This is a genomic window from Aeromonas sp. R2-2 (genome assembly GCF_040908355.1).
Taxonomy (GTDB): domain Bacteria; phylum Pseudomonadota; class Gammaproteobacteria; order Enterobacterales; family Aeromonadaceae; genus Aeromonas; species Aeromonas veronii.
On sequence record NZ_JBFODQ010000091.1, the window covers coordinates 108,279 to 128,195 of the forward strand.

General features: G+C 55.6%; 25 protein-coding genes. 3 read left to right on the plus strand and 22 right to left on the minus strand.

The window, feature by feature from the left end:
• Window positions 1-12: 12 nt before the first annotated feature.
• From lafS to lfgB, 19 genes are all read right to left on the minus strand, one after another.
• Entirely contained in the window at window positions 13-729 is a 717-nt protein-coding gene (gene lafS, locus AB5Z09_RS19480; protein WP_139742530.1) for a lateral flagellar system RNA polymerase sigma factor LafS, read from the minus strand.
• A 7-nt stretch (window positions 730-736) separates the two neighbouring features.
• Window positions 737-1,171, minus strand: coding sequence for a lateral flagellar basal body-associated protein LafF (gene lafF / locus AB5Z09_RS19485; protein WP_272868740.1), 435 nt, complete (start codon window positions 1,169-1,171; stop codon window positions 737-739).
• A gap of 59 nt (window positions 1,172-1,230) precedes the next feature.
• On the minus strand, window positions 1,231-2,313 hold the full coding sequence (locus AB5Z09_RS19490; RefSeq protein ID WP_368196031.1) for a flagellar hook-length control protein FliK: 1,083 nt from the start codon (window positions 2,311-2,313) through the stop codon (window positions 1,231-1,233).
• Complete coding sequence (locus AB5Z09_RS19495; RefSeq protein WP_368196032.1) at window positions 2,304-2,705, minus strand: LafX; 402 nt, start codon at window positions 2,703-2,705, stop codon at window positions 2,304-2,306. The genes AB5Z09_RS19490 and AB5Z09_RS19495 overlap by 10 nt, the downstream gene beginning before the upstream one ends.
• Window positions 2,706-2,764: 59 nt before the next feature.
• Window positions 2,765-3,157 carry a lateral flagellar export chaperone LafC gene (gene lafC, locus AB5Z09_RS19500; protein WP_040068893.1) on the minus strand — a complete coding sequence of 131 codons (393 nt, stop codon included), beginning with the start codon at window positions 3,155-3,157 and terminating at the stop codon, window positions 2,765-2,767.
• Between the two features lie 48 nt (window positions 3,158-3,205).
• Window positions 3,206-4,492 carry a lateral flagellar capping protein LafB gene (gene lafB, locus AB5Z09_RS19505; RefSeq protein ID WP_368196033.1) on the minus strand — a complete coding sequence of 429 codons (1,287 nt, stop codon included), beginning with the start codon at window positions 4,490-4,492 and terminating at the stop codon, window positions 3,206-3,208.
• A 121-nt stretch (window positions 4,493-4,613) separates the two neighbouring features.
• Window positions 4,614-5,744 carry a flagellin gene (locus AB5Z09_RS19510; protein WP_368196034.1) on the minus strand — a complete coding sequence of 377 codons (1,131 nt, stop codon included), beginning with the start codon at window positions 5,742-5,744 and terminating at the stop codon, window positions 4,614-4,616.
• A 252-nt stretch (window positions 5,745-5,996) separates the two neighbouring features.
• Complete coding sequence (locus AB5Z09_RS19515; RefSeq protein ID WP_234879790.1) at window positions 5,997-6,866, minus strand: hypothetical protein; 870 nt, start codon at window positions 6,864-6,866, stop codon at window positions 5,997-5,999.
• A 152-nt stretch (window positions 6,867-7,018) separates the two neighbouring features.
• Window positions 7,019-7,936: a lateral flagellar hook-associated protein LfgL gene (lfgL, locus tag AB5Z09_RS19520; RefSeq protein WP_139442804.1), complete on the minus strand. Its 918-nt coding sequence runs from the start codon at window positions 7,934-7,936 to the stop codon at window positions 7,019-7,021.
• An 11-nt stretch (window positions 7,937-7,947) separates the two neighbouring features.
• Entirely contained in the window at window positions 7,948-9,267 is a 1,320-nt protein-coding gene (lfgK, locus tag AB5Z09_RS19525) for a lateral flagellar hook-associated protein LfgK (RefSeq protein ID WP_368196035.1), read from the minus strand.
• The gene (locus AB5Z09_RS19530) at window positions 9,267-9,665 is read right to left on the minus strand and encodes a rod-binding protein (protein ID WP_019444809.1); all 399 of its coding nucleotides are present in this window, start codon (window positions 9,663-9,665) and stop codon (window positions 9,267-9,269) included. The genes lfgK and AB5Z09_RS19530 overlap by 1 nt, the downstream gene beginning before the upstream one ends.
• 8 nt (window positions 9,666-9,673) lie before the next feature.
• The gene (gene fgIL, locus AB5Z09_RS19535) at window positions 9,674-10,780 is read right to left on the minus strand and encodes a lateral flagellar basal body P-ring FlgIL (protein WP_040068883.1); all 1,107 of its coding nucleotides are present in this window, start codon (window positions 10,778-10,780) and stop codon (window positions 9,674-9,676) included.
• 8 nt (window positions 10,781-10,788) lie between these two features.
• Window positions 10,789-11,460 carry a flagellar basal body L-ring protein FlgH gene (gene flgH / locus AB5Z09_RS19540; protein ID WP_040068881.1) on the minus strand — a complete coding sequence of 224 codons (672 nt, stop codon included), beginning with the start codon at window positions 11,458-11,460 and terminating at the stop codon, window positions 10,789-10,791.
• A complete protein-coding gene (lfgG, locus tag AB5Z09_RS19545) occupies window positions 11,460-12,245 on the minus strand; it encodes a lateral flagellar basal-body rod protein LfgG (RefSeq protein ID WP_040068879.1) in 786 nt (261 codons plus the stop codon). Before lfgG ends, flgH begins: the two co-directional genes overlap by 1 nt.
• A 78-nt stretch (window positions 12,246-12,323) precedes the next feature.
• Window positions 12,324-13,058, minus strand: a complete 735-nt coding sequence (gene lfgF, locus AB5Z09_RS19550) for a lateral flagellar basal-body rod protein LfgF (protein WP_368196036.1) — start codon at window positions 13,056-13,058, stop codon at window positions 12,324-12,326.
• Window positions 13,059-13,067: 9 nt separating this feature from the next.
• Window positions 13,068-14,267 (minus strand): lateral flagellar hook protein FlgEL, encoded by a 1,200-nt coding sequence (flgEL, locus tag AB5Z09_RS19555; protein ID WP_368196037.1) that lies wholly within the window; start codon window positions 14,265-14,267, stop codon window positions 13,068-13,070.
• An 18-nt stretch (window positions 14,268-14,285) separates the two neighbouring features.
• A complete protein-coding gene (locus AB5Z09_RS19560; RefSeq protein WP_349930264.1) occupies window positions 14,286-14,993 on the minus strand; it encodes a flagellar hook capping FlgD N-terminal domain-containing protein in 708 nt (235 codons plus the stop codon).
• A 3-nt stretch (window positions 14,994-14,996) separates the two neighbouring features.
• Window positions 14,997-15,422, minus strand: coding sequence for a lateral flagellar basal body rod protein FlgCL (flgCL, locus tag AB5Z09_RS19565; protein WP_019444815.1), 426 nt, complete (start codon window positions 15,420-15,422; stop codon window positions 14,997-14,999).
• A gap of 2 nt (window positions 15,423-15,424) precedes the next feature.
• Window positions 15,425-15,814, minus strand: a complete 390-nt coding sequence (lfgB, locus tag AB5Z09_RS19570) for a lateral flagellar basal body rod protein LfgB (protein ID WP_019444816.1) — start codon at window positions 15,812-15,814, stop codon at window positions 15,425-15,427.
• Window positions 15,815-15,873: 59 nt separating this feature from the next.
• On the opposite strand from lfgB, the gene flgA reads away from it, so the two are divergent.
• The 3 genes from flgA (at window position 15,874) to AB5Z09_RS19585 (ending at window position 17,457) form a co-directional block, all read left to right on the plus strand.
• Window positions 15,874-16,665 (plus strand): flagellar basal body P-ring formation chaperone FlgA, encoded by a 792-nt coding sequence (flgA, locus tag AB5Z09_RS19575; RefSeq protein WP_040069034.1) that lies wholly within the window; start codon window positions 15,874-15,876, stop codon window positions 16,663-16,665.
• Window positions 16,666-16,741: 76 nt separating this feature from the next.
• Window positions 16,742-17,017, plus strand: a complete 276-nt coding sequence (gene flgM, locus AB5Z09_RS19580; RefSeq protein WP_040068869.1) for a flagellar biosynthesis anti-sigma factor FlgM — start codon at window positions 16,742-16,744, stop codon at window positions 17,015-17,017.
• Window positions 17,014-17,457, plus strand: a complete 444-nt coding sequence (locus AB5Z09_RS19585; protein ID WP_040068868.1) for a flagellar protein FlgN — start codon at window positions 17,014-17,016, stop codon at window positions 17,455-17,457. Before flgM ends, AB5Z09_RS19585 begins: the two co-directional genes overlap by 4 nt.
• Window positions 17,458-17,466: 9 nt before the next feature.
• Here the strand turns inward: AB5Z09_RS19585 and lfiJ are convergent, their stop codons facing one another.
• From lfiJ to lfiH, 3 genes are read right to left on the minus strand one after another with little or no spacing between them, the layout of a single operon-like run.
• Complete coding sequence (gene lfiJ, locus AB5Z09_RS19590) at window positions 17,467-17,880, minus strand: lateral flagellar protein LfiJ (RefSeq protein ID WP_040068866.1); 414 nt, start codon at window positions 17,878-17,880, stop codon at window positions 17,467-17,469.
• Window positions 17,881-17,889: 9 nt separating this feature from the next.
• Window positions 17,890-19,221, minus strand: coding sequence for a lateral flagellar FliI-like assembly ATPase LfiI (gene lfiI / locus AB5Z09_RS19595; RefSeq protein WP_042053512.1), 1,332 nt, complete (start codon window positions 19,219-19,221; stop codon window positions 17,890-17,892).
• Window positions 19,214-19,906: a lateral flagellar assembly protein FliH gene (gene lfiH, locus AB5Z09_RS19600; RefSeq protein WP_040068864.1), complete on the minus strand. Its 693-nt coding sequence runs from the start codon at window positions 19,904-19,906 to the stop codon at window positions 19,214-19,216. The genes lfiI and lfiH overlap by 8 nt, the downstream gene beginning before the upstream one ends.
• Window positions 19,907-19,917 lie beyond the last annotated feature (11 nt).

Here is a 19,917-nt window from a genome sequence, read left to right on the forward strand (position 1 = left end):
GGTGAAGCACTACTATATGGAGTCGACCAATCGCTGCTTTAGCTGAAGCACACACTGCTTGTGCAGCTGACAAACCCGGGATTCGGTTAATCCAAGCACCAGCGCGATCTCTTTCATATTGAGCTCTTGCTGGTAATAGAGGGCAAGCAATAGCTGCTCGCGTTTATCCAGAGTGGCCAACACCTTGCTGATGGTCATCGCCATATCGACATCATCAGACTCGGTTGTTGGCGCCTTGCCACCATTCTCCAGCCACTCTTCCAGACTCTGTAGCGCTTCAGCCTGGCTGGCATAGGACAACTGGCGCACCTCATCAACCGAACAATCAAGCGCAGTAGCAAGCTCTTGTTCTGAGGGGGCCCGGCCCAAACGATTGTGCAGTTCACGCTGCACCTGATTATGGCCGTGTACCTGCTGTCGCAGTTGACGAGGCCGCCAGTCCAGACGCCGCAGCTCATCGAGCATGGCACCACGAATCCTTTTGAAGGCGTAACTTTCAAACTGGGCATCAGGTTCACTACCATAACGGCGCCACGCCTCCAGCAGTCCCATCATCCCTACCTGTTCCATATCCTCCTGATCAAAACAGGCACTGACCTGGCTACGCAGGTGACAAGCAGCCCTCTTAACCAGAGGTAGATAGCGAGTCAGAATAGCCTGTTCACCAGTACGGGGAATTGTTGGCGTATCCGCAAACTCTTGTTGAGAATCCCAAGCAGAATCAGTCATATGGTAATTACTGTACCAGTACCTTGGTGATCAGCACTTCGTCCAGATAGGGCTTGTAGCCATATCCCTGCACCGTAGTGACCAGCTTGTCGCGCAAAGAGACCTGCAGCTTGGAAATATTCTGCAGCTCGACCTTTACGTCATCATGGGAGCGGTGGCTGAAATACTGCACCATGGCATTGCGGATCAGTGGAGTCAGCTCATCCAGCTTGGCAACCTGCTCCGGGTTGTAGGTCACCAGTGCCAGCTCCAGCACCAGATAATGGGACTGTTCACCCCCTTCCAGACTGATAACGAAGCGCTCCATCGGCTTGAACAGCGGAGTACTGCTCAGCTCTGGCTTTGGCTCTGCCAATCCTAGCCAGACTTCAATCACATCGCGTTTCAACCAGGCACCATATGCCAGCAAAACCAGCAGACACAGGGCAATGACGACAACCATCAACCACTTCATGACACGCCGCATAATGTAAAACCACTCTCGTTATTACGGGTTAAAAATCAGACCAGAGTATTGAGCCAGTCGTGCATCGTCCCCCATTGGGACTCTGGTTCATCCAACCACTGACGGCGGCCAGCCAGGATCTTCTCCTGTTGCCACCGATCCTGCTGCCCCTGCTCGCCACCTTGCCCCACATTGACCTCGACCCCGCCGGCATGATGGGGCGCCAGGCTCATGCGCAAGCGCTCCATCGACTGGATCATTGCATCGCGCACCGCCGGGTTAGTCACATTCAACTGGACATTGAGCCGGTCACCATCGAGCTTGACGGTCAACTCCAATCGCCCGAGCTCTGGTGGATCCAGCCGGATGTGGGCCTGTTTCACCTGTTGATTGACTTGCAGCTCAACCTTGTCCTGAAGCAGGCTAACCAACTGCTGCCCCCACTGGCTCTGGTTGTCTGACAACCGGACAGGGGCCCACTGATAGTCGGCAGGTCGCAACGGCGTCGCAGCGAGTTGGCCAACTGTCAGCTGGCGAGCATCTGGCAGCCTGTTTTCTACCACTGCGGTATCAGGCACATTTCCAGCATCGAAACCGGCAGCCATAACCGGCAAGGTGAAGCGGCCGGGCAATACACCGGTTTGCCCATTTGATTTGGCAAGCAAGGTAGAGAGCGCCTGTTCCGCAGCGGCAGAAACCGTCTCACGACGCGGCATCACCTCTTGCTCGGGCAGCGTGGTCGCACTCCCCATCAAGGCACGAAGAGAGGGCGGCAATTTGTTATCCACCACCACCTGCTGCCCACCAGTGCTACCTTCAGCTCGGGAAAAAGTACGGCTTACACGAAAACCATCAAGATCGGCATCACTTACTCTGACAAAGAGAGGAGGCACATTGGTAAACGCTTGCAGCTGTTCAACCGGGTCGCCTTCCGCTCCTGATTGTTCGCTCTCTGTTTTGTCTACCGGAACATCACTGGCAACCAACTCGGGCAAGGGCAATGCAACCAGAGGGTCAACCACCTCATCCAGCGGTTGATATAACTCCCCTTCACTGCCGGCTTGGCCGGACAAACGGTTCAAGGCCGTGACATCCGGCGAATTCACCGCATCAAAACCGCTAAATTGAATCAATTCCATTGCTCTGTCTCACCGTAAGCAGTCAAGCCTTCACGAATCGAAGAAAGCTGCTGCCACTCCTGTTTACGAATCAAGGTCTCCTGCTCGCAAAGCTGCAATGCTTGTCGATACAACACCCGGGCTTTATCTCTTGCTGGTTGCAACGCAGCCCAGAGTTGGGGATTCCGACTAACTTGAGAGACAAATTGCGCGAAGCGTCCATCGGTTAGCCTGACAGCTTCCCACTGGCCAGCTTGCGCTTGTTGCAGCAATAGCGTACCCAACCCCAATAACTGGCGCTGGCGCGTCTGCAGTTCGGTCTCACGTAACACGGGCGCAATACCTGACATGACGAGCCCCAAAAAGAAGATGAACCAGCCCACAAGCAAAGAGTGGGCCAGACCGATAACCAAGAAATTTCAATATGTTGGGCGTGAGGAAGAACAGAGGGGAAGGAAGTACTACTTCCGTATTAACGAGGATGACGCGCCATTGCTTCCCAACCCTCTTTCAGCTCTTGCAGAATTTTGCGCACTTCGGCAAATCCCTCAACACTGTTGGATACGCTGGTCTCGAACAGTTTCTGACCACAGTAGTCATAAAGACGATGCAGGTTAACCGCCAGCTCGCCCCCCTTATTCATATCAAGCGCACTGTCCAGCCCACCCAAGATCTGCAGACACTTGTTGATGGCCAACCCTTTGCGCTCAAACTGTTTCGCCAAGATATGCCCTTCTGCTCTGGCTATCTCGTCAAGCAAGCCATCCATCAACATCAGTACCAGCTGATATGGATCGGCACTCGCGGCCTTGGCTTCTGTGGCGGCAAATCGATAGGCATCATAGCCATCTTCAGATTCAAACATGGGTCACTCGCTATTGCAGGTTCAAACCAGTTCATCCAGGGGAAAAGCTTAAAGTGCTCCCATGGTCTGCATCATCTGGTTCATGGTGGTGAATTGATTGAGGTAACGCTTGTAAACAGACTCCATCCGTTTATTCAGCGACTCCATCTTATCATCAAGTCGCTTTTGATTGGCTTCCAATGTGCTCTTGCGAGTGGCCATCACACCATTGGTCTTGGAGAAAGGATCGAGCACCTTGCTCATCCGTTTGAGCAAACCATCATCCCCCATCAGCGCCTTGCCCAGCAGTTCAGGGTCCTTCTCGAGCGACTTTTTGAAATCCGAGTCACTAAACACCAGCTTGCCCGACTTCTCGGTTTTGATGCCAAGCTGAGTCAGGGTCATGCCTGCAGGCAGATTGCGAACCGCGTTGGCCAGCGTACCTTTCAAACCTCGCACCGTGGCATCAGACGCCAGTACGCCTTTTGCCTTGATATCGGTGGACGTCTCTTTGCTCAGCAGCTCCAGCAACTCGTTGTAACTATCAACAAATTTCTTCAATGAGCCGGTGACGGCTTCATTGTCATAAGTCACCGTCACCTGCATCGGGCCATCGGTTGGCTTTTGCACCCTGGTGAGATCCAGCGTCAGTCCTTCAACCACGTTTTCAATCTTGTTGGTCGGTGACTTGATCTCCAGCGCGCCGTCGCCAACCCCCATCTTGATGATGGAGTCCTGACCCGGGGTGATCACCTTTCCGGCGAGAAAAGCCTTGCCGAATGCGGAAGCCGGGTCGCCATCATAGGTGGGGGTAAACACCTTGGCAGCCCCGCTCTCTTTACTGGTCAGCACTAGGTTAACCTTGCCATCCGTGCGAACCAGGCTGGCCTTGACCCCCGGATTATCCGCCGCATCATTGATGGCAGAGACCAGACTCTGGGCAGTCGACTCGGCAGGCAAGGTCGCCAAATCGATAGCAAACGCCTTGCCGCCTACGGTAAACGATACTTTGCCGGAGGCTGGCAATGGTGCTTTCTCATCCGCCAGTTGCACCCCGAACTGATGGGCCTGTGCCAGTTGATTGACCTGAAAGTTATATTGCCCCGGGGTCGCCTTGCCATTGCTGGTGACCATCATGATCCCCTCTTGCGAGAGGCTGGCTTTCTGGGCTTGCAACGTCGCCGGCTTGTTCAGGTCTTTCAGCAGAGTCTGAAAGCTGGAGAGTTTGGAGTTGATAGATGACAGCGAACTCTGCTGCGCCTTGACCGTGGCAAGCTGCCCCTTGAGCAGCTTGTCCATATTCTTGCGCTCATTGGTCACCATTTGCATCGCGGCTGAAGCGGGATCGACCTGCATATATCAACTCCTTCGGTATCAGGGCAAGACTTGCTTGTTGAAAAAGGCTGTTACGCCAGCACTTTTCAACCGGCAAGGGGAAGAAAAGAGGCCGCCACACAGGTAGCGGCCCTTATAGCGATTAACGCAGCAGCATGGTAACCATGCCGGTCATCTCGTTGGACTTGCCCAGTACGGACATACCAGCTTGCATCAGCATCTGGTTCTTGGCCATGTTGGTGCTTTCGGTAGCGATATCGGCGTCCATGATACGGCCCTTGGCGATATCGGTGTTCTCTTTCATGTTGGAGAGGTTGTTAACAGTGTGCTCCAGACGGTTGATATTGGCACCCAGAGCAGAGCGTACGCTGGTGATATCCTGCATAAAGGATTCCATCTTGCCCATGGCAACCTGAGCACTTGCTTGGCTGGTCAGGCCGTTGGTCAGGATCTTGGCATCCAGACCACTACCTACAGCCAAAGCCTTCTCTTCCAGCGGCTTCAGGCCTTTATCAAACGCTTCTTGCGCTGCGGTTTGAGCTTTCAGCGCATCTGCCTTGTCAGTATTGTACTTATCTGTTTGAGCGGTGGTCGCTGATGCACCCAGAGCCTTGTAGTCATCTTCTACTTTAGTTAGCGCATCAGTTGCGGCTTTCAGCTTGCCGGCCTGAGAAGTAGTAGCAGTATCTTTTTTATAATCATCTACCGCTTTTACCAGCGCTTTTTCAGCAGCTGACTCCTCTGTGCCACCCACAACCTGCTTCAGGGCAGTGCCGATATCGACAGCCAGGCGCTCGCCTTCGGAGCCACCGATCTGGAAGGTGATCGCACCTTTGGCAAACTTGCCGTTTTTGCTATCCAGCAGGTTTTCGCCACCGAAGGTGGTGTTGCCGGCGATATTTTTCAGCTCTTTGGTCAGCTCGCCAAATTCGGCGTTCATGGCGGCGATATCTTTGTCGCTGCTGGTGCCGTTGGCAGCCTGGGTAGCCAGATCCTTCATGCGCTGAACGATATTGGTCATCTCGTCCATGGCGCCTTCGGCGGTCTGCATCATGGAGATGGCATCCTGAGCGTTGCGCATGCCCACTTTCTGGCTGTTGGACTGGGATTGCAGACGGGTGGCAATTTGCAGGCCAGCAGCATCGTCAGAGGCAGAGTTGATACGCAGACCGGTACCCAGACGCTGCATGGCATTGCTTGCCATTTTGTTGGTGGAGTTCAGCTGGTTCTGGGTGACCATGTTGGCAAAGTTGGTATGAATTGACAGACTCATTTTCGTTTCCTCGAAATGGATGCTGCCACAGGCAGCGTTTGGGTTGACCCCAATGAAGAACGACCACAGCGTCGTGAAAATTAAATCTTTTTTTGCTGAACAGCAGTTTCTCTTGGCCCCCCCCGTTCGGATGCGAAACAGTGGGCCCGCGAGCAGACAGCGCCGTCACTGGCACGAGAGGACATCACAGAGATAAAAAAACCGCACAAGTCAGCTTGTGCGGTTTTTTTACGAGGAGACAGGTCAGCGCTATCAGGTGAGTAACGCAACCACTCCTTGACGAGTGACATTGGCCTGCGCCAGCAGACCGGACATGGTGCCCATATAGCCGCCTTGTGAGAGGCGGGCGGCCAGAGAGGATTGCAACTGTGCCAGCTCCTCCTGTTTCAGGTTCTGACTGCGAGCCTTGACCTTGTCCAGTTGCAGCACCATCTTCTGGCGAAACTGTTTCAACTCCCGTACCGATTGCTCAATCTCGCCAAGCACTTTTTGCAGCCGCTGCCGCTCCTGACGGATTTCCCCTTTGGCAACCCCATCAGCCATGCGGGTCAGCGCTCCGGCCTTGGGCTTGAACTGCACCGGGATCGGGTTGCCTGCCGGGATACGAATCCCCTCCCCCCGGATCAGCACCGGCTCATCCAGTTTGCGGCGATGGGGTTCAGCAACAGAGAGTTCCAGCTTGCCCAGTTCATTCAATCTGGCCTGGATATGCTCTTTACGCAGCGCCCGATCGAGCATGGTGACAACCTCACCCTCTCGCGCTCCGGCCGGAATGGTCACCTCCACCGCACTGTTACTCTGGGGAAACGAGAACACCAGCCGCTCAGCGCTATTTTTGGCACTGAGCAGATCCAGATGCTCGGCACTGAAGCGGGGACGCAGTTCCTGAGCCGATGCGATGAGTCTGGGTTTGAGCTCGTCCGTCAAAGGCCCTCTTGGTTGGGTGACTTTCTCTTCCAGCATTTTTAAGCGATTGGTCACGTCACTGCTGGCCAGCTCGCGCTGACCCAGTTGGCGTTCCAGCCGCTTCAATTCCCCCCAAACCAGATTAAGCGCCTGTTCGCCGCTCTGGGCATGGGCAATGCGCTGTTGCGCAGCACCGATCAGGGCCCATCTGTCCATCCGGATAATATTGGGGTGGCGCTCAGTCTGCTTGCGGTTTTCCGGAGTGTGAGCCTGTGCAGTTGCGCGGCCCTGCAACCTGGGCTTTGCCTGTGGCTCTGCAACGCCTCCAAGACGGGTTTGCTGGACCTGCATCATGACTCCTCTGCTCGTTACGGCATGTAGTTGAACAAGCTAAGACCATTAACCTTGGCAAAAGCTTGCTGCTGCACCTGTAATGCCATCAGGACGTGGGCCTGTCGGGTCGCGGCCTCGGCATAGTCCAGCGACTCTATCTGGTTGCTCACTTCCTTGCTATAGACGCCTTTCTCGGCATGGCTCTCGTCAATCTGATCCAGCAGATTGATCCGGGCACCAATCGTGCTCACCGCCTGGCTGATATTATCTTGCAGCGTCTGGCTGCGATCCAGCATGCCTCGTGCTTGATCGATGGCGTCAGGTGCTGCGTCATTAATTGCCTTCACCATGCTATCGAGTCGTTTGAAAAAATCGTCAGGCTGCAAAAAAAGCTGATCGGCAGTCTGGTTTAACCCCACTGTGACACCTTTGGCAATGCCGACCTCCCGTACCAGATGATCACCCTTGTAGCGATAACCTCCGAAGTCAGTATCTTTTGGGTCAGTCACCTTCACCAAAGCGGTCTCATCCACCTTGCTGCCGCTAAACAGGCTGGAGCCACTTTCGTTGCGGGCATTGACCAAATCCAGCAGGCCATCCTTGATAATGGCGACTTCACTGGCCACCGCCTTGCGATCCCCCTCAGACAGGGAGCCGTTAGCGGCCGTCTGGGTCAACTCACGCAACCGCATCAGCATGTTGGTCATGGTATCGAGCTGCAACTCCCCCTGGGAGAGCTGGCTCTTGGCATTGGCAATATTCTTCTGGTACTGCGCCATCGCCACCTGCTCTTTCTGCAAGCCCAGCAGTTGCACACTGCCAACAGGATCATCTGAGGGCTGAAGAATGCGTTTTTGCGTGGAGATCTGGCGATCGAGGCGGGCATACTCGCCGAAACCATGCTGCAAATTATCGAGCATGCTGAGCTGAATTTGATGGGTACTGATCCGCATGGTTATGACTCTCAGAACATGTTCAGAATGGAGTTGAAGAGCTGTTCGGAGGTGCTGATCACCTTGGCATTGGCCTGATAAGCCTTGGTATACGCCATGATCTTCACCCCTTCTTCATCTGTATTTACACCGCTGACACTGCTCAGCTTGGTCGCCATCTGTTTTTCCATATTGGCATCGGCCTGCATGGTCGCCTTGGCCTGACCACTCTGCACCGCCATCTTGCCCAGCAGCGCACTGTATGCGTTGTACTGGCTATCTTTGATGGTCAGCAACTCCTGCAGGTTGCGGTTATCGCCCTTACCGCCGCCGGTCTTGGCAAAGGCAAGGTCGCTACCGGAAAAACCAGCGACAACGCGCAGGGAACCTGAAGGATTAAGCGGATCGTATGAGAAGAGGGGTTTGCCTTTCGCCCCCTTCAAATCAGAGCCGGTCTCTTGTTTGGCATTAAACTCATCAGCCAGCTTTTTGGCTATCTGATCCAGCTCACCACGCAGTGGACGCAGCACTGTAGTGCGATAATCCATTACCCCCGCCAGAGAGCCACCATGCAATTTAGGCACCTCAAACGTCTGCCCACCGAAAGCGAGGCTGAGTTTATCGCCCGCTAGCGCGAGGGTACTGCTGCTGCTTCCCAGGACCAACGGCTGTCCTTGCGGCAGACTGAGCGCAAACGAACCATCGCTTTGACGATTGACCCGCACCTCCATATAGGCAGACAACTCCCGCACAACCTGTTCGCGACTGTCTTCCAGTGCAGCGGTATTAACTGCCTTGGCTGTCTGATCGCCAATCTGCATGTTCAGCTCAGTCAGTTGCTTCAAGTAACTGTTCACTTGGGAAACCGTGCTGTTCAGCTGATCATCGATCTGCTTTTCCTGGGTGACCATGCTCTCGTCAAGCTGGGTAAATCGGTTGGCGAGCGCCCCTGCTGAACTGACAATCTGGCTGCGCTGTGCCGGTGTTTCCGGACTGTCGAGCGCAGCACTGAGCGAAGCAAAAAAGCTGTCGAGCCCTTTTGCGATATTCATCGACTCACTGCCCAGCAACTGCTCTGTCGTATTGATGTACTGATGAAAGGCATAAGAGGAACCGGTGGCCGCACGGCTACGCCAGTGTTGGGCTACCAGATAGTCATCCGTTACCCTGCGTACCCCTGTCACCTCGACACCGGCACCATTATCCAACCGCCCGAAACCGGACAGACTGCCCATCATGGCTTCCTGACGGCTATACCCGATGGTATTGACGTTCGCGATATTCTGGGCGGTCAGATTCAATGCAATCTGGGCTGCATTTAGTCCGCTGGCGCCGATATTGAGCAGTGACATCAGTCAACCTTCTTCATTTTTACCGAGTTGAGAGGCTGGCTGAATGCAGCCAGGGTCTGCTGCTCTGAAGCGACCACCCCGTCCGGATTCTTTAATGAAGGAGCCAGCTGGTTGACCATCTGCTCCCGCAGACCGATGCCACCACGTTTGACCATGCTCATCGCCAACTGGCTGTCATACATATCGCGATAGAGGGATTGTCCCTTGATAATCTTGTCGTCCTCATCCTGCAGGGCATCCGTCGCCGAGCGCATATGTTTGAGCACGGTTTGCAGAAAACTGACTTCAAACTGACCGGCTGCAGCATCCAGCGCGGCACGCTGATCCGGGTTGCTTTTGATTTGCTGCAATTCATTGAGATCCTGATAAAAACCGGGATCCGAGCTAATTCTTGTCATGATAGTCCTTAGATAACCACCAGCTCACCCTCAAGGGCACCAGCCTCATTGAGCGCTTGCAAGATGGCCATAACATCATCGGGGGTTGCCCCGAGTGAGTTGACAGCCTTGACGATCACTTCCAAGGAAGTACCATCCGGCCAGACAAACATGTTGTTACGTTCCCGATCGACCTGGATCTTGGAGTTGGGGGTCGTTGTGGTCTGCCCGTTGGAGAAGGCGTTGGGCTGACTGACCGTCTGACTCTCGCCAATGGTCACCGTCAGACTGCCATGACTGACGGCAGCCTTGTGAACCTTGACCCCCTGCCCCATCACCACAGTACCGGTTCGACTGTTGAAGACCACCTTCGGCCGCTCCTGACCCGGATCCACCTTGATATCTTCCAACAGTGCCATAAACGCGATGCGCTGACTCTCGTCCCTGGGAGCAGCAACCTGAACCCGCCCGGCACTCACCGCGCGGGCAACCGGCCCCAGCTGATGATTGATGGCACGCTCCACATTGCGGGCCGTCTTGAAGTTGGGTTGATGCAGATTGAGGGTCACTTCCGGCTTTTCGGCAAAATTGCTGACCACCTCTCGCTCGATGGTGGCGCCATTGGGGATAATCCCGGCTGTCGGCACGTTAATCGTGACCGATGAACCTGATTGCCCTTCCGCTTTCACCCCGGCGACAACCAGATTGCCCTGCGCCACGGCATAGACTTCACCGTCGATACCACGCAGGGGGGTCAGCAGCAGAGAACCGCCACGCAGACTCTTGGCATCACCAATGGAAGTCACGGTTACATCGAGCAACTGCCCCTTGCCAGCCAAGGCGGGTAGCGTGGCCTGAACCGAAACGGCTGCCACGTTCTTGAGCTTGGGATCGATATCGTCCGGTAACTGCACACCAAACTGTTTGAGCATGTTGGCCATGGATTGGCCGGTAAATTTGACCTGGCTTTTGTCGCCGGTCCCGGAGAGACCGACCACCAGACCATAACCCACCAGCTGGTTGGTTCTCAGCCCCTGCACATCGGCAATATCCAGCAAGGCTCGTTTGGCCGGTGCGGCAGCCTGACTAAACCAGGGCAAGCAGAGACACAGCAGGGCGATAAACCATCTGTTCATGTGATTCCTCAAAATGGCGCAAACGCCGAGCTAAAGAAGCGGCCCAGCCACCCCATCTGGTTACTGTCTGCAAGGGCTCCACGACCGGCATAGGTGATGCGGGCATCGGCAATGCGCTGGGACGAGATACGGTTGCTCTGATCAATATCCTCAACCCGCACCATGCCGCCCAAGCGGATATACTCATCCCCCTGATTGAGGCGGATCCACTTTTCACCGCGGATCCCCAGCACACCATTGGGCATCACTTCTGCTACGGTCACGGTAATGGAACCTGCCAGGGTATTTTGCTGACTGGAGGTCGCTCCACCATCAAAATCCCGATCCGCACTGAGGGCGGCCCCCCAGTCGGGGCGCAGTTTACCGCCAATAGAGGGGGCCGGCACATTCATGCTGCTGTTTTTGCTCATGCTGGTATTGGCTTTCTTGCTCGACTGGGTACGCTCTTCCAACACCACGGTGAGAATGTCACCAACACGGTAAGCACGCCGATCCTGAAACAGGGTCATCATGTAGTTGCCCCGATAGAGGCCACCATCTTCGCCCTGCGCAGTCGCGGTCACCTTGGGACGGGATGGTGCCCATTTCTCGTCACCCGGCTCGGGTGCCTGCAGCTCATAGGTGGCACAGCCGCCCAGCAACAATACCAACCAGATATAACGCAGCATCGACTTCATCATTACAGTGCCTGAGTGACAAACTTGAGCATCTGGTCGGCAGAAGAGACCACCTTGGCATTCATCTCGTAAGCCCGCTGAGTCGTGATCATGTCGACCATCTCCTCAACCACGTTCACGTTGGAACTCTCCAGCGCGAATTGCTTGACGGCCCCCATCGCCTCCTCACCAGGCACACCTTCAATCGGCTCACCGGACGCGCCGGTTGCACGGTAGAGGTTGCCACCGAGCGCTTCCAGACCGGCCGGGTTGGCGAAGTTGGTCAGGGTGATACGGCCCAGCTCGACACTCTCTTGCTGACCCGGCAAAGATGCACTGACGGTACCATCCGTACCAATGGAGATCTTGGTAGCGTTATCGGGGATCTGGATCTGCGGTACCATGGGCAAACCATCCGCGTTAACCAGTTGCCCCTCGGCATTGCGATGCCATTGACCATTGCGGGTATAGGCCGTCTCGCCATCCGGGCGCTCGACGCCGAAGAAACCGGCACCGACCACCGCCATATCCAGCTCCTGATTGGTATTCTGGAATTGGCCGGAGGTGAAGACCTTCTGGGTACCCACTACCCGCACACCATTACCCATCTGAATACCGATAGGCGCCAGATTCTGCTGATCCTGCTGAGCACCCGGCTGGCGCTGCACCTGATAGAAAAGATCTTCAAATGCCACCCGATCGCGCTTGAAACCGACCGTGTTCACGTTAGCTAGGTTGTTGGAGATACTGGACATCTTGGCATCTTGTGCCGACAGACCTGTTTTACTGACCCATAATGCTGCGTGCATTGTTATTCCACCTTATTCATCAAGCCTCATCCACTGGGATGTGGCAAGGCATCGGGTATCTGCCCGATGCCGTCAAAATCAACCCTGACCGGAAATCAATTTGGCTCCCTGACGAGCCTGATCATCCGCTGCTTTCATCAACTTGACCTGCAGTTCGAAGTTGCGGGTCAATGACATGCTGCTCACCAATTCATCCACGGCATTGACGTTGGCCCCTTCCAGAAAACCGGATGCCATCACCACCTGGTCACTGACCTCTGCATCCTCTCCCTGACGCATCCGGAACAGACCGTCATGACCTTTGACCAATTCGGCTGGCTCTGGATTGACCAGTTTCAGACGCCCCACATCGAGCCGGGCGCCGCCCCCCGGAGGAGTGATACTCAGAGTGCCATCCTTGCCGAAACTGATGTCACGATAAGCGGGCAGCACCAGCTCGCCACCTTCCCCCAGTACCGGCCGGCCATTGAGGGTCAACAGCCCGTCAGCATCCGCTTCCAGGTTACCAGCACGGGTATAGGCCTCTTTGCCATCCTCAGTCTGTACGGCAAGAAAGCCTTCGCCACGAATCGCCACATCCAGCTTGCGACCGGTCTGCATCAGAGGGCCAACCTTGAAATTGGTGCCCGCCATCTCCTCCTTGGCCATCACCCGACTCTGGTAACCATCGCCAGTCAGGGCATAAGCCGAAACCCGCTCAAAATCAGCCCGAAAGCCGGCTGTGTTGACGTTGGCCAGATTATTTGCACGGATCTGCTGAGCCATCAGGGTATGTTGTGCCCCGGACATGGCTGTGTAGATAAGCTTTTCCACGGATTACCCTTAGAAGGAGTTGAACAGGATCTGGCTCATCTTGTCAGCCGAACTGATGGTCTTGGCGTTGGCCTGATAGTTACGCTGGGAAGTCATCAGGCTTACCAGTTCACCGGTCAGATCAACGTTGGAGCTCTCATAAGCCCCGGCGGTCAGCTTGCCCATAGTGCCGGTTCCCGGAGCCCCCAGTACAGGCTGCCCTGAGCTGAAAGATTGCTGCCAAGAGGTATTGTTGGTCTGCAGCAGGCCATTGGGATTGGTGAAGTTCGCCATCACGACCTGCCCCTGCAACAGGCGCTGACCGTTGGTAAAGGTGGCGTAGACACCGCCGTCCCCATCCACACGCACCTCCGTCAAATCCCCAGCAGTATAACCATTCGACTGGTTGCGGGTGGCATTAAAGTCAGAGGCATACTGGCTGACTCGCGCCATGTCCAGCTTAAGTGATATTTCTGTAGCGCCATCCGGCTTCAGTTCGAGATCAGGAAACGATGCTGGTGACTCTAATGTACCGTTTTTATTGAATACCATATTAACTACCCCCCCCGCCGGTTTACCGTTGAAGGAGTAATGCACATCCCACTTATTAGGATCTGTTTTGACAAAATACTGGGTCACAGTGTGTTCTGTGCCCAAAGAGTCATAAACCTTGCTGGATTGGGAATAGTTAAAGGTCTCTGACTTTGTCGGGTCGAACTTATTAGCAGCTACCGTCTGATCAATTTTGCTGGCATCAGCTTTGAGGTTTGCCACAAACTCCAGTTTGTCGGATGGCTTGGCAGGCAGGCTGCCCGCCTTGACCTGGATATCACCAACCACACCAGATTGCAGCTTGCCCGCGTCATCAGTGGTATAACCTTGCAACCGCATACCGCCTGCAGTGGTCAGGTAGTTGGCATTATCACGCTGGAACATACCGGCACGGGTATAGGACGTCTGGCCGCTGCCATCTTTCAGCACGAAGAAACCACTGCCAGAAATCGCCAGGTCCAGCCCGCGACCGGTACGAGTCATATCACCATTGCGGTCAAAATTCTGGGAGACGTTGTTCATCTCGACACCGCCAGCCTGACCACCACCGTAAATTGCCGCAAATTCGGCACGGCTGGATTTGAAGCCCGCGGTACTGGCATTGGCTACGTTGTTACTGATAATACTCAATTCCTGGTTTACGGCGCGCAGGCCGCTCAATCCGATACTGAAAGACACAGTGTCGCTCCTCTCTGATTACGCTGATTTGCCGAACTGGATTGCACTGAAGAGCGGGACATCGCCCACACCGGCAACCTGCAGCATGATTTCTCCCGTACCGGGCAAGGCAACACGTTCCACCTTGCTCGCCACATAATTTTTGGCCCCCACCAGGGTCTTGCCTGCCGAGGCCTTGACCTCAAAGCGGTACTCCCCGGCAGGAAGAGGGGGCAATTCATAATCCAGCCCACCCGCCTTGCTGTCACCCCAGCTCTTGCTCGCTACCAGCACGCCATGCTGGTCATATACCTTGAGATCCACCTGTTCCGCCACACCTTGCAACTCGATCTGACCGCGGATCTTGTGCTCTTGCTGCTGCTTGAGGGTTTTGCTAGGCACCATGACCTCTTTGTCGACCAACGCGGTACTCTCTAACACCTGCTGGGTATCCATCTTGGTATTGCTCTGGAGCTGGAGCTTCTTCAGCCCTTCGACCCCTTCAACCATGCTGAACTGGGCAAGCTGAGCCACGTACTGGGCACCATCAAGCGGGTTGGTGGGATCCTGGTTCTGGATCTGCGCCACCATCATCTGCAGAAATTCATTGCGCAGTTGCATGCCACCATTTTGGCTGGCTTGCACATCCTGGGCAGCACCGCTGCCATTGCTGGCGATCTTGGGATCGGTATTGGTCTGTGTTGTACCGCGCGCCGTATCCAGACTGCTTATCTGTGGCAGACTCATGGCTTAGGCTCCCTGACCAAGACGCAACAAACCTTGCTGCATACTGTTGATGCGGTTGATCACCTCCACCGAGGTTTCAAAACCACGAGAGGCGCTCATCATGTCAGCCATCTCTTCCACCACGTTGACGTTGGAGTAGTAAACAAAACCATCCTGATCAGCCATCGGGTTGGTCGGCTCCAGCCGTTTCTCGACCTGACGGTCGGACTGCACGATACCCGCCACTTGCACCGACGCAGCCCCGAGGCCATCGGCATCCTGAATCTTCTGATAGAGAGTGGAAAAAACCGGCTTGATGGCACGAAACGCAGCATCTTCACTGGCGGCAGCGCTATCCACGTTGGCCAGGTTGGAGGCTACGGTATCCAGCCGCACGGTCTGGGCACGCATAGCACTGCCTGCGATGTCATAAATCTTGTTGAACGACATGGTTAACGGCCCTCAATCGCCTTGGCGATACCGGTAATTTTCATATTGAGGAAGGTGAGGCTGGTCTGGAAATCGGTGGCATTGTTGGCAAACTTGCCCTGCTCCACGCCCAACTCAGCGGTATTACCATCCATGGAGACCTGATAAGGAATGCGATAGAGGGGGTGACGCATATCGTCACGCATGGCGCCCTGGCTGATAGCCTGGCTCTCTTCACCCGCAGCAACTTGTTGGGCGACACGGCCCAGAATCGTCTTATAATCGACATCCCGAGCCAGATAGCCCGGTGTATCCACGTTGGCCAGATTCCCCGCCAAAATCCGCGCCCGCTCAGCCCTGACATCGAGGGCATAAGGGTGTACGCCGAGGGCGCTGTCAAATGAGATACTCATGCTTCATCCTTTATCGTTCACTCAGACCGGTGTTTTCCTTATCAAGACTCATGCCAATCATGAAAAGACCTGATATCAAGCGGTTAGCGCACCTCATTAACCTCAATACAGCGAGAAATGAGGAAGTACGACTTCCCGTGTGGAAATTGGCCGGTGTGCTTTGGTTGCTATCAGGCGCGCCAGCCCATGGCACGCCGCAAGCACAAAGCGACATGCTTGAGCAGTTGCTTGAACAGGATGCCCGTAAAAGTCTTGAGGGCTACATCACCCAGCAGGGATGGCCTGTAACCACAGGAGAATTTCGAGTCTGGCTTGCCCCTTCCGTCGAGCATCTCCCTCCCTGCCCCTCACATTCCCTCTCGTTACAAGCAGGTGGCCAATATCGGCAACCCTGGGGACGACGCCCCTATCTCATCGAGTGCACCGACCCCGCCTGGCAGGTGCGCGGGCGGGTAGAGGTCTCGTTACTGTTGCCGGTCTGGGTTGCTGCACGGGATATCGCAAAAGGTCAGGCCATCAGTGCCAGCGATCTGGTGGAGAAAGAGCTGGATGTCAGCCGTATACAACGCGGGTTTATCCCGAGCAATCACTCCCTGCTAGGCCATAAAAGCAACCGGCATCTGAGAAGCGGACAGCTCATCGGTGAGCTCGATTTACAAAAGAGTTGGGCGGTCAAACAGGGAGAAGGGGTACTTATTCGTGCAGGGGAGGGCGAGTTCTCCGCCACAACCAGAGGGGAAGCCCTCGAAAATGGCAGAATTGGCGATGGCATTAAAGTGAAAAATCTTAGCTCAGGCAAGCAGATACAGGCATGGGTGGTAGATAAAGGAGAGGTGGAAACCCGTTTTTGAACCCAGGCCACTATTTGATTCAAGTTTGACAAACCTTGGGTCGCTTGTCATAGACAGACCATCAGGAAGTTACGTTATGAAAATTACCCGAACTGACCCGCTCTATATTCAAAACCAGTCTGGCCGCAAACCGGATGTGACGGCCAAACCGGAAACCAAATCTTCACAGTCATCCGAAGCTCGGATCAGCAGCACAGCGCAGTCAGTCGCCAACGCCCGCAGCCAGCTGGCCACCACATCCGACGTCGACATGGACAAGGTCAACGAGATCCGCAAAGCCATCAGTGAAGGCAAGCTGGAGATCGATCTGGATGCGCTGGGTCAAGCCATTCTGGATATGCATCGCCGATGAGCGTGGATACCAAGGCCACCGTCAAGGCATTGCTCCTCGGGATCCAGCAGGATTACGGCCACTATACCGAACTCACAGCCCTGTTGCTGCGCCAGCATGCACTGCTGGCAAGCCACGATGTCGATGGTCTGCAAGTCCATAACGAACAGCAGACCGAACTGATGGCCAAGGTGACACAACAGGCAAAATTGCGTTGCCAGCAGCTGCAGGCATTGGGCCTCAAACCCGATGAGAAGGGGATGACCACCCTGATAGCCAAGCTGCCACTTCCCCTGCGCACCACGGTAGCCAATCAATGGCAACAGCTTGAACAGCTGCTGCACCAGTGTCTGCGCCAGAATGATCTCAATGGCCGTCTGCTGGCAGGCCAGATGGAGACGATTCATTCACTGTTGGGACAAGATTCAGGTTATCGCGACCCGGACAGCATTACGGATTAACCTTCCGCCTTACTCTTTACAGGTCAGGTGACGCAAACTCGCCAGCTCATCCAGCTGTAGCTGATCCCGCCTCTCCTGCTGCTGACGAGCAACATCATCACGTCTTGCCAGCAATAGCTCCAGCCCCTTGACCCGTCCGAACTGCCGGACCAGCTCCCCTTCGTGGCGCTCCAGATCCAGTCTGGCCAGCGCCGATTGCTGCACCTGATGGGAGAGCAAACGGCGCAACTGGCCATCCATCTGTTGCTTGTTTTGCCATAGCAAAGGGTGAAACTTGTCGGAACCGGGTCGCAACGAGGAGATCACTTCCTGCAATTTGTGTGCTCGCTGCTCTTCCCGCAACGCCAGCTCCCGCAAACGCTGACGCTCAGCACCAAGATTTTCCAGCTCTTCCTGTTGCAACCCCAGATAAGACTTCAGCATAACGAATCCTTATCCCTGCCCCAGCACCTGCTTGAGACCAACCATCACCTGTTCAAAGGCCATCTCTTCATGCAAGCCTTGCTGCAGGAATGCGGCAATCCCCGGATAACGCTGAACAGCCTCATCCATCTGCGGATCGGCCCCGGGTTGATAACCGCCCAGTGGCAGCAGTTCACGCACCTGCTGATAGCGTCCCCACAGCTGGCGCAAGGTGACCGCCAGCTTTTGCCATTCGGCAGGCACGACTTGTGGCATGACCCGACTCACCGAGGCACCGATATCGATGGCTGGATAGTGGCCCTCTTCCGCAAGACGGCGGGTCAGCACGATATGACCATCGAGAATGGCGCGCGCCGCATCGACCACCGGATCCTGTTGGTCATCCCCTTCCGCCAGCACGGTGTAGAAAGCACTCAGACTGCCATCCGGATGCGTGCCGTTACCGGCTCGCTCCACCAGCTGGGTCAGCATGCTGAATACCGAGGGCGGATAGCCCCGGGTCGCGGGGGGTTCACCGATAGCCAACGCAATTTCCCGCTGCGCCTGGGCATAGCGAGTCAGTGAATCCATCAGCAGCAGCACATCCTGCCCCTGCTCACGGAAATACTCGGCAATCCGGTGGCATAGCTGGGCCGCTCGCAGCCGCATCAGGGGAGATTGATCTGCTGGCGCCGCGATGACCACGGCGCGAGCCAGACCTTCCGCCCCCAGACTGTGCTCGATGAACTCGCGCACCTCACGGCCCCGCTCACCAATCAGCCCCACCACCACAATCTGGGCGGCGGTATTGCGGGTCATCATGCCCAGCAACATACTCTTGCCGACCCCCGAGCCGGCGAACAGCCCCAAACGTTGACCCTTGCCAACCGTCAGCAGGCCATTGATGGCACGGATACCAACATCCAGTGGTTCACGTACCGGGGTTCGCAATAGTGGATTGGGGGGAAGAGCAAACAGGGGAACACTGTCACCAACGTCGGGTAACGGCTGCCCGTCGAGGGGCTGCAACAGTCCATCGAGTACCCGCCCCAGCAGATGACAACCAAGCCGAACAGTTTCTTCTCCATCGATCGGTTCGACCTGGGCCCCCGCGAAGAGGCCACTCATCGGCTGCAGCGGCATCAGGTAAGAGATATCCCGGTTAAAACCGACCACCTCGGCCAACAGCGGTGCACCACTTGCAGTGCTGACACGACAACGCTGCCCCATCACCAGTTGGCAGCCGACTACTTCCAGAGTCAAACCGGTGACTCGCACCAACCGGCCAAAACGACGAAATGCGGGCAGTTCATCCAGATTATCCAGCGCACTGGTCAGTGCCTGCTGCAAGGCTTCATGCATCTTGCGGCACGTCCAGCGAGCTGTTGAGCTGTTCGATGCAGGTTGCCAGACGGGAGCTGGTGCTCACCTCGACGACGGCAGCGCGGGTTTCGATACGGGCATCCCCTACCCCGAGCGCTGCATCAACTTGCAATGGCCACCCTTCGCAGCGAGTCACCCCCTGCTCGGCGAGTCGCTGTCGGTCTTCCTCGTTGAGGTAGATCACCAGCTCTTCCGACTCACTCGGCAAAGTAGCCAGCGCCTGCTCGACCTGATTCATCACCTGCTGCGGATTGAGGGTAAACTCCGCCATGATGACCCGCTTGGCAACCTGCGCTACCAGCTGGGCAATCAGCTCTTTCTGCTCGGCCATTCGGGCCCGGCTCAGTGACTCCCACTGCTCTTGCAGCTTGGCAAACGGCAACATCGCCTGTTCGAAGGCAGCGCGCCCCTCTGAAAGGCCCTGAGCAAACCCGCGGGTTTGCCCTTGTTGCAAACCGGTACTCTCGCCTTCCTGCAGGCCGCTGGTCAGCCCTTGCTGATAACCAGCTTGATAACCTTCGTCGTGGCCTTGCTCCAGCCCCTGCTGGTAACCATATTCAAACTGTTCTTGTTGACTCTGTGCTTCTTCCCCGCTCTGACCGAGCGCAGGGAAGCGATACAGTCTGGTCGCTCCAGGCACCAATTTACGCACATACTGGCTCATAAATGCCTCCT

What these genes read in the sequence shown, in the direction of transcription:
- lafS (WP_139742530.1), bottom strand. Translation starts at nt 729, where the DNA reads ATGACTGATTCTGCTTGGGATTCTCAACAAGAGTTTGCGGATACGCCA.
- lafF (WP_272868740.1), bottom strand. Translation starts at nt 1,171, where the DNA reads ATGGTTGTCGTCATTGCCCTGTGTCTGCTGGTTTTGCTGGCATATGGT.
- AB5Z09_RS19490 (WP_368196031.1), bottom strand. Translation starts at nt 2,313, where the DNA reads ATGGAATTGATTCAATTTAGCGGTTTTGATGCGGTGAATTCGCCGGAT.
- lafC (WP_040068893.1), bottom strand. Translation starts at nt 3,157, where the DNA reads ATGTTTGAATCTGAAGATGGCTATGATGCCTATCGATTTGCCGCCACA.
- lafB (WP_368196033.1), bottom strand. Translation starts at nt 4,492, where the DNA reads ATGCAGGTCGATCCCGCTTCAGCCGCGATGCAAATGGTGACCAATGAG.
- AB5Z09_RS19510 (WP_368196034.1), bottom strand. Translation starts at nt 5,744, where the DNA reads ATGAGTCTGTCAATTCATACCAACTTTGCCAACATGGTCACCCAGAAC.
- AB5Z09_RS19515 (WP_234879790.1), bottom strand. Translation starts at nt 6,866, where the DNA reads ATGGACAGATGGGCCCTGATCGGTGCTGCGCAACAGCGCATTGCCCAT.
- lfgL (WP_139442804.1), bottom strand. Translation starts at nt 7,936, where the DNA reads ATGCGGATCAGTACCCATCAAATTCAGCTCAGCATGCTCGATAATTTG.
- lfgK (WP_368196035.1), bottom strand. Translation starts at nt 9,267, where the DNA reads ATGTCACTGCTCAATATCGGCGCCAGCGGACTAAATGCAGCCCAGATT.
- AB5Z09_RS19530 (WP_019444809.1), bottom strand. Translation starts at nt 9,665, where the DNA reads ATGACAAGAATTAGCTCGGATCCCGGTTTTTATCAGGATCTCAATGAA.
- fgIL (WP_040068883.1), bottom strand. Translation starts at nt 10,780, where the DNA reads ATGAACAGATGGTTTATCGCCCTGCTGTGTCTCTGCTTGCCCTGGTTT.
- flgH (WP_040068881.1), bottom strand. Translation starts at nt 11,460, where the DNA reads ATGATGAAGTCGATGCTGCGTTATATCTGGTTGGTATTGTTGCTGGGC.
- lfgG (WP_040068879.1), bottom strand. Translation starts at nt 12,245, where the DNA reads ATGCACGCAGCATTATGGGTCAGTAAAACAGGTCTGTCGGCACAAGAT.
- AB5Z09_RS19560 (WP_349930264.1), bottom strand. Translation starts at nt 14,993, where the DNA reads ATGAGTCTGCCACAGATAAGCAGTCTGGATACGGCGCGCGGTACAACA.
- flgCL (WP_019444815.1), bottom strand. Translation starts at nt 15,422, where the DNA reads ATGTCGTTCAACAAGATTTATGACATCGCAGGCAGTGCTATGCGTGCC.
- lfgB (WP_019444816.1), bottom strand. Translation starts at nt 15,814, where the DNA reads ATGAGTATCTCATTTGACAGCGCCCTCGGCGTACACCCTTATGCCCTC.
- flgA (WP_040069034.1), top strand. Translation starts at nt 15,874, where the DNA reads ATGAAAAGACCTGATATCAAGCGGTTAGCGCACCTCATTAACCTCAAT.
- flgM (WP_040068869.1), top strand. Translation starts at nt 16,742, where the DNA reads ATGAAAATTACCCGAACTGACCCGCTCTATATTCAAAACCAGTCTGGC.
- AB5Z09_RS19585 (WP_040068868.1), top strand. Translation starts at nt 17,014, where the DNA reads ATGAGCGTGGATACCAAGGCCACCGTCAAGGCATTGCTCCTCGGGATC.
- lfiJ (WP_040068866.1), bottom strand. Translation starts at nt 17,880, where the DNA reads ATGCTGAAGTCTTATCTGGGGTTGCAACAGGAAGAGCTGGAAAATCTT.
- lfiI (WP_042053512.1), bottom strand. Translation starts at nt 19,221, where the DNA reads ATGCATGAAGCCTTGCAGCAGGCACTGACCAGTGCGCTGGATAATCTG.
- lfiH (WP_040068864.1), bottom strand. Translation starts at nt 19,906, where the DNA reads ATGAGCCAGTATGTGCGTAAATTGGTGCCTGGAGCGACCAGACTGTAT.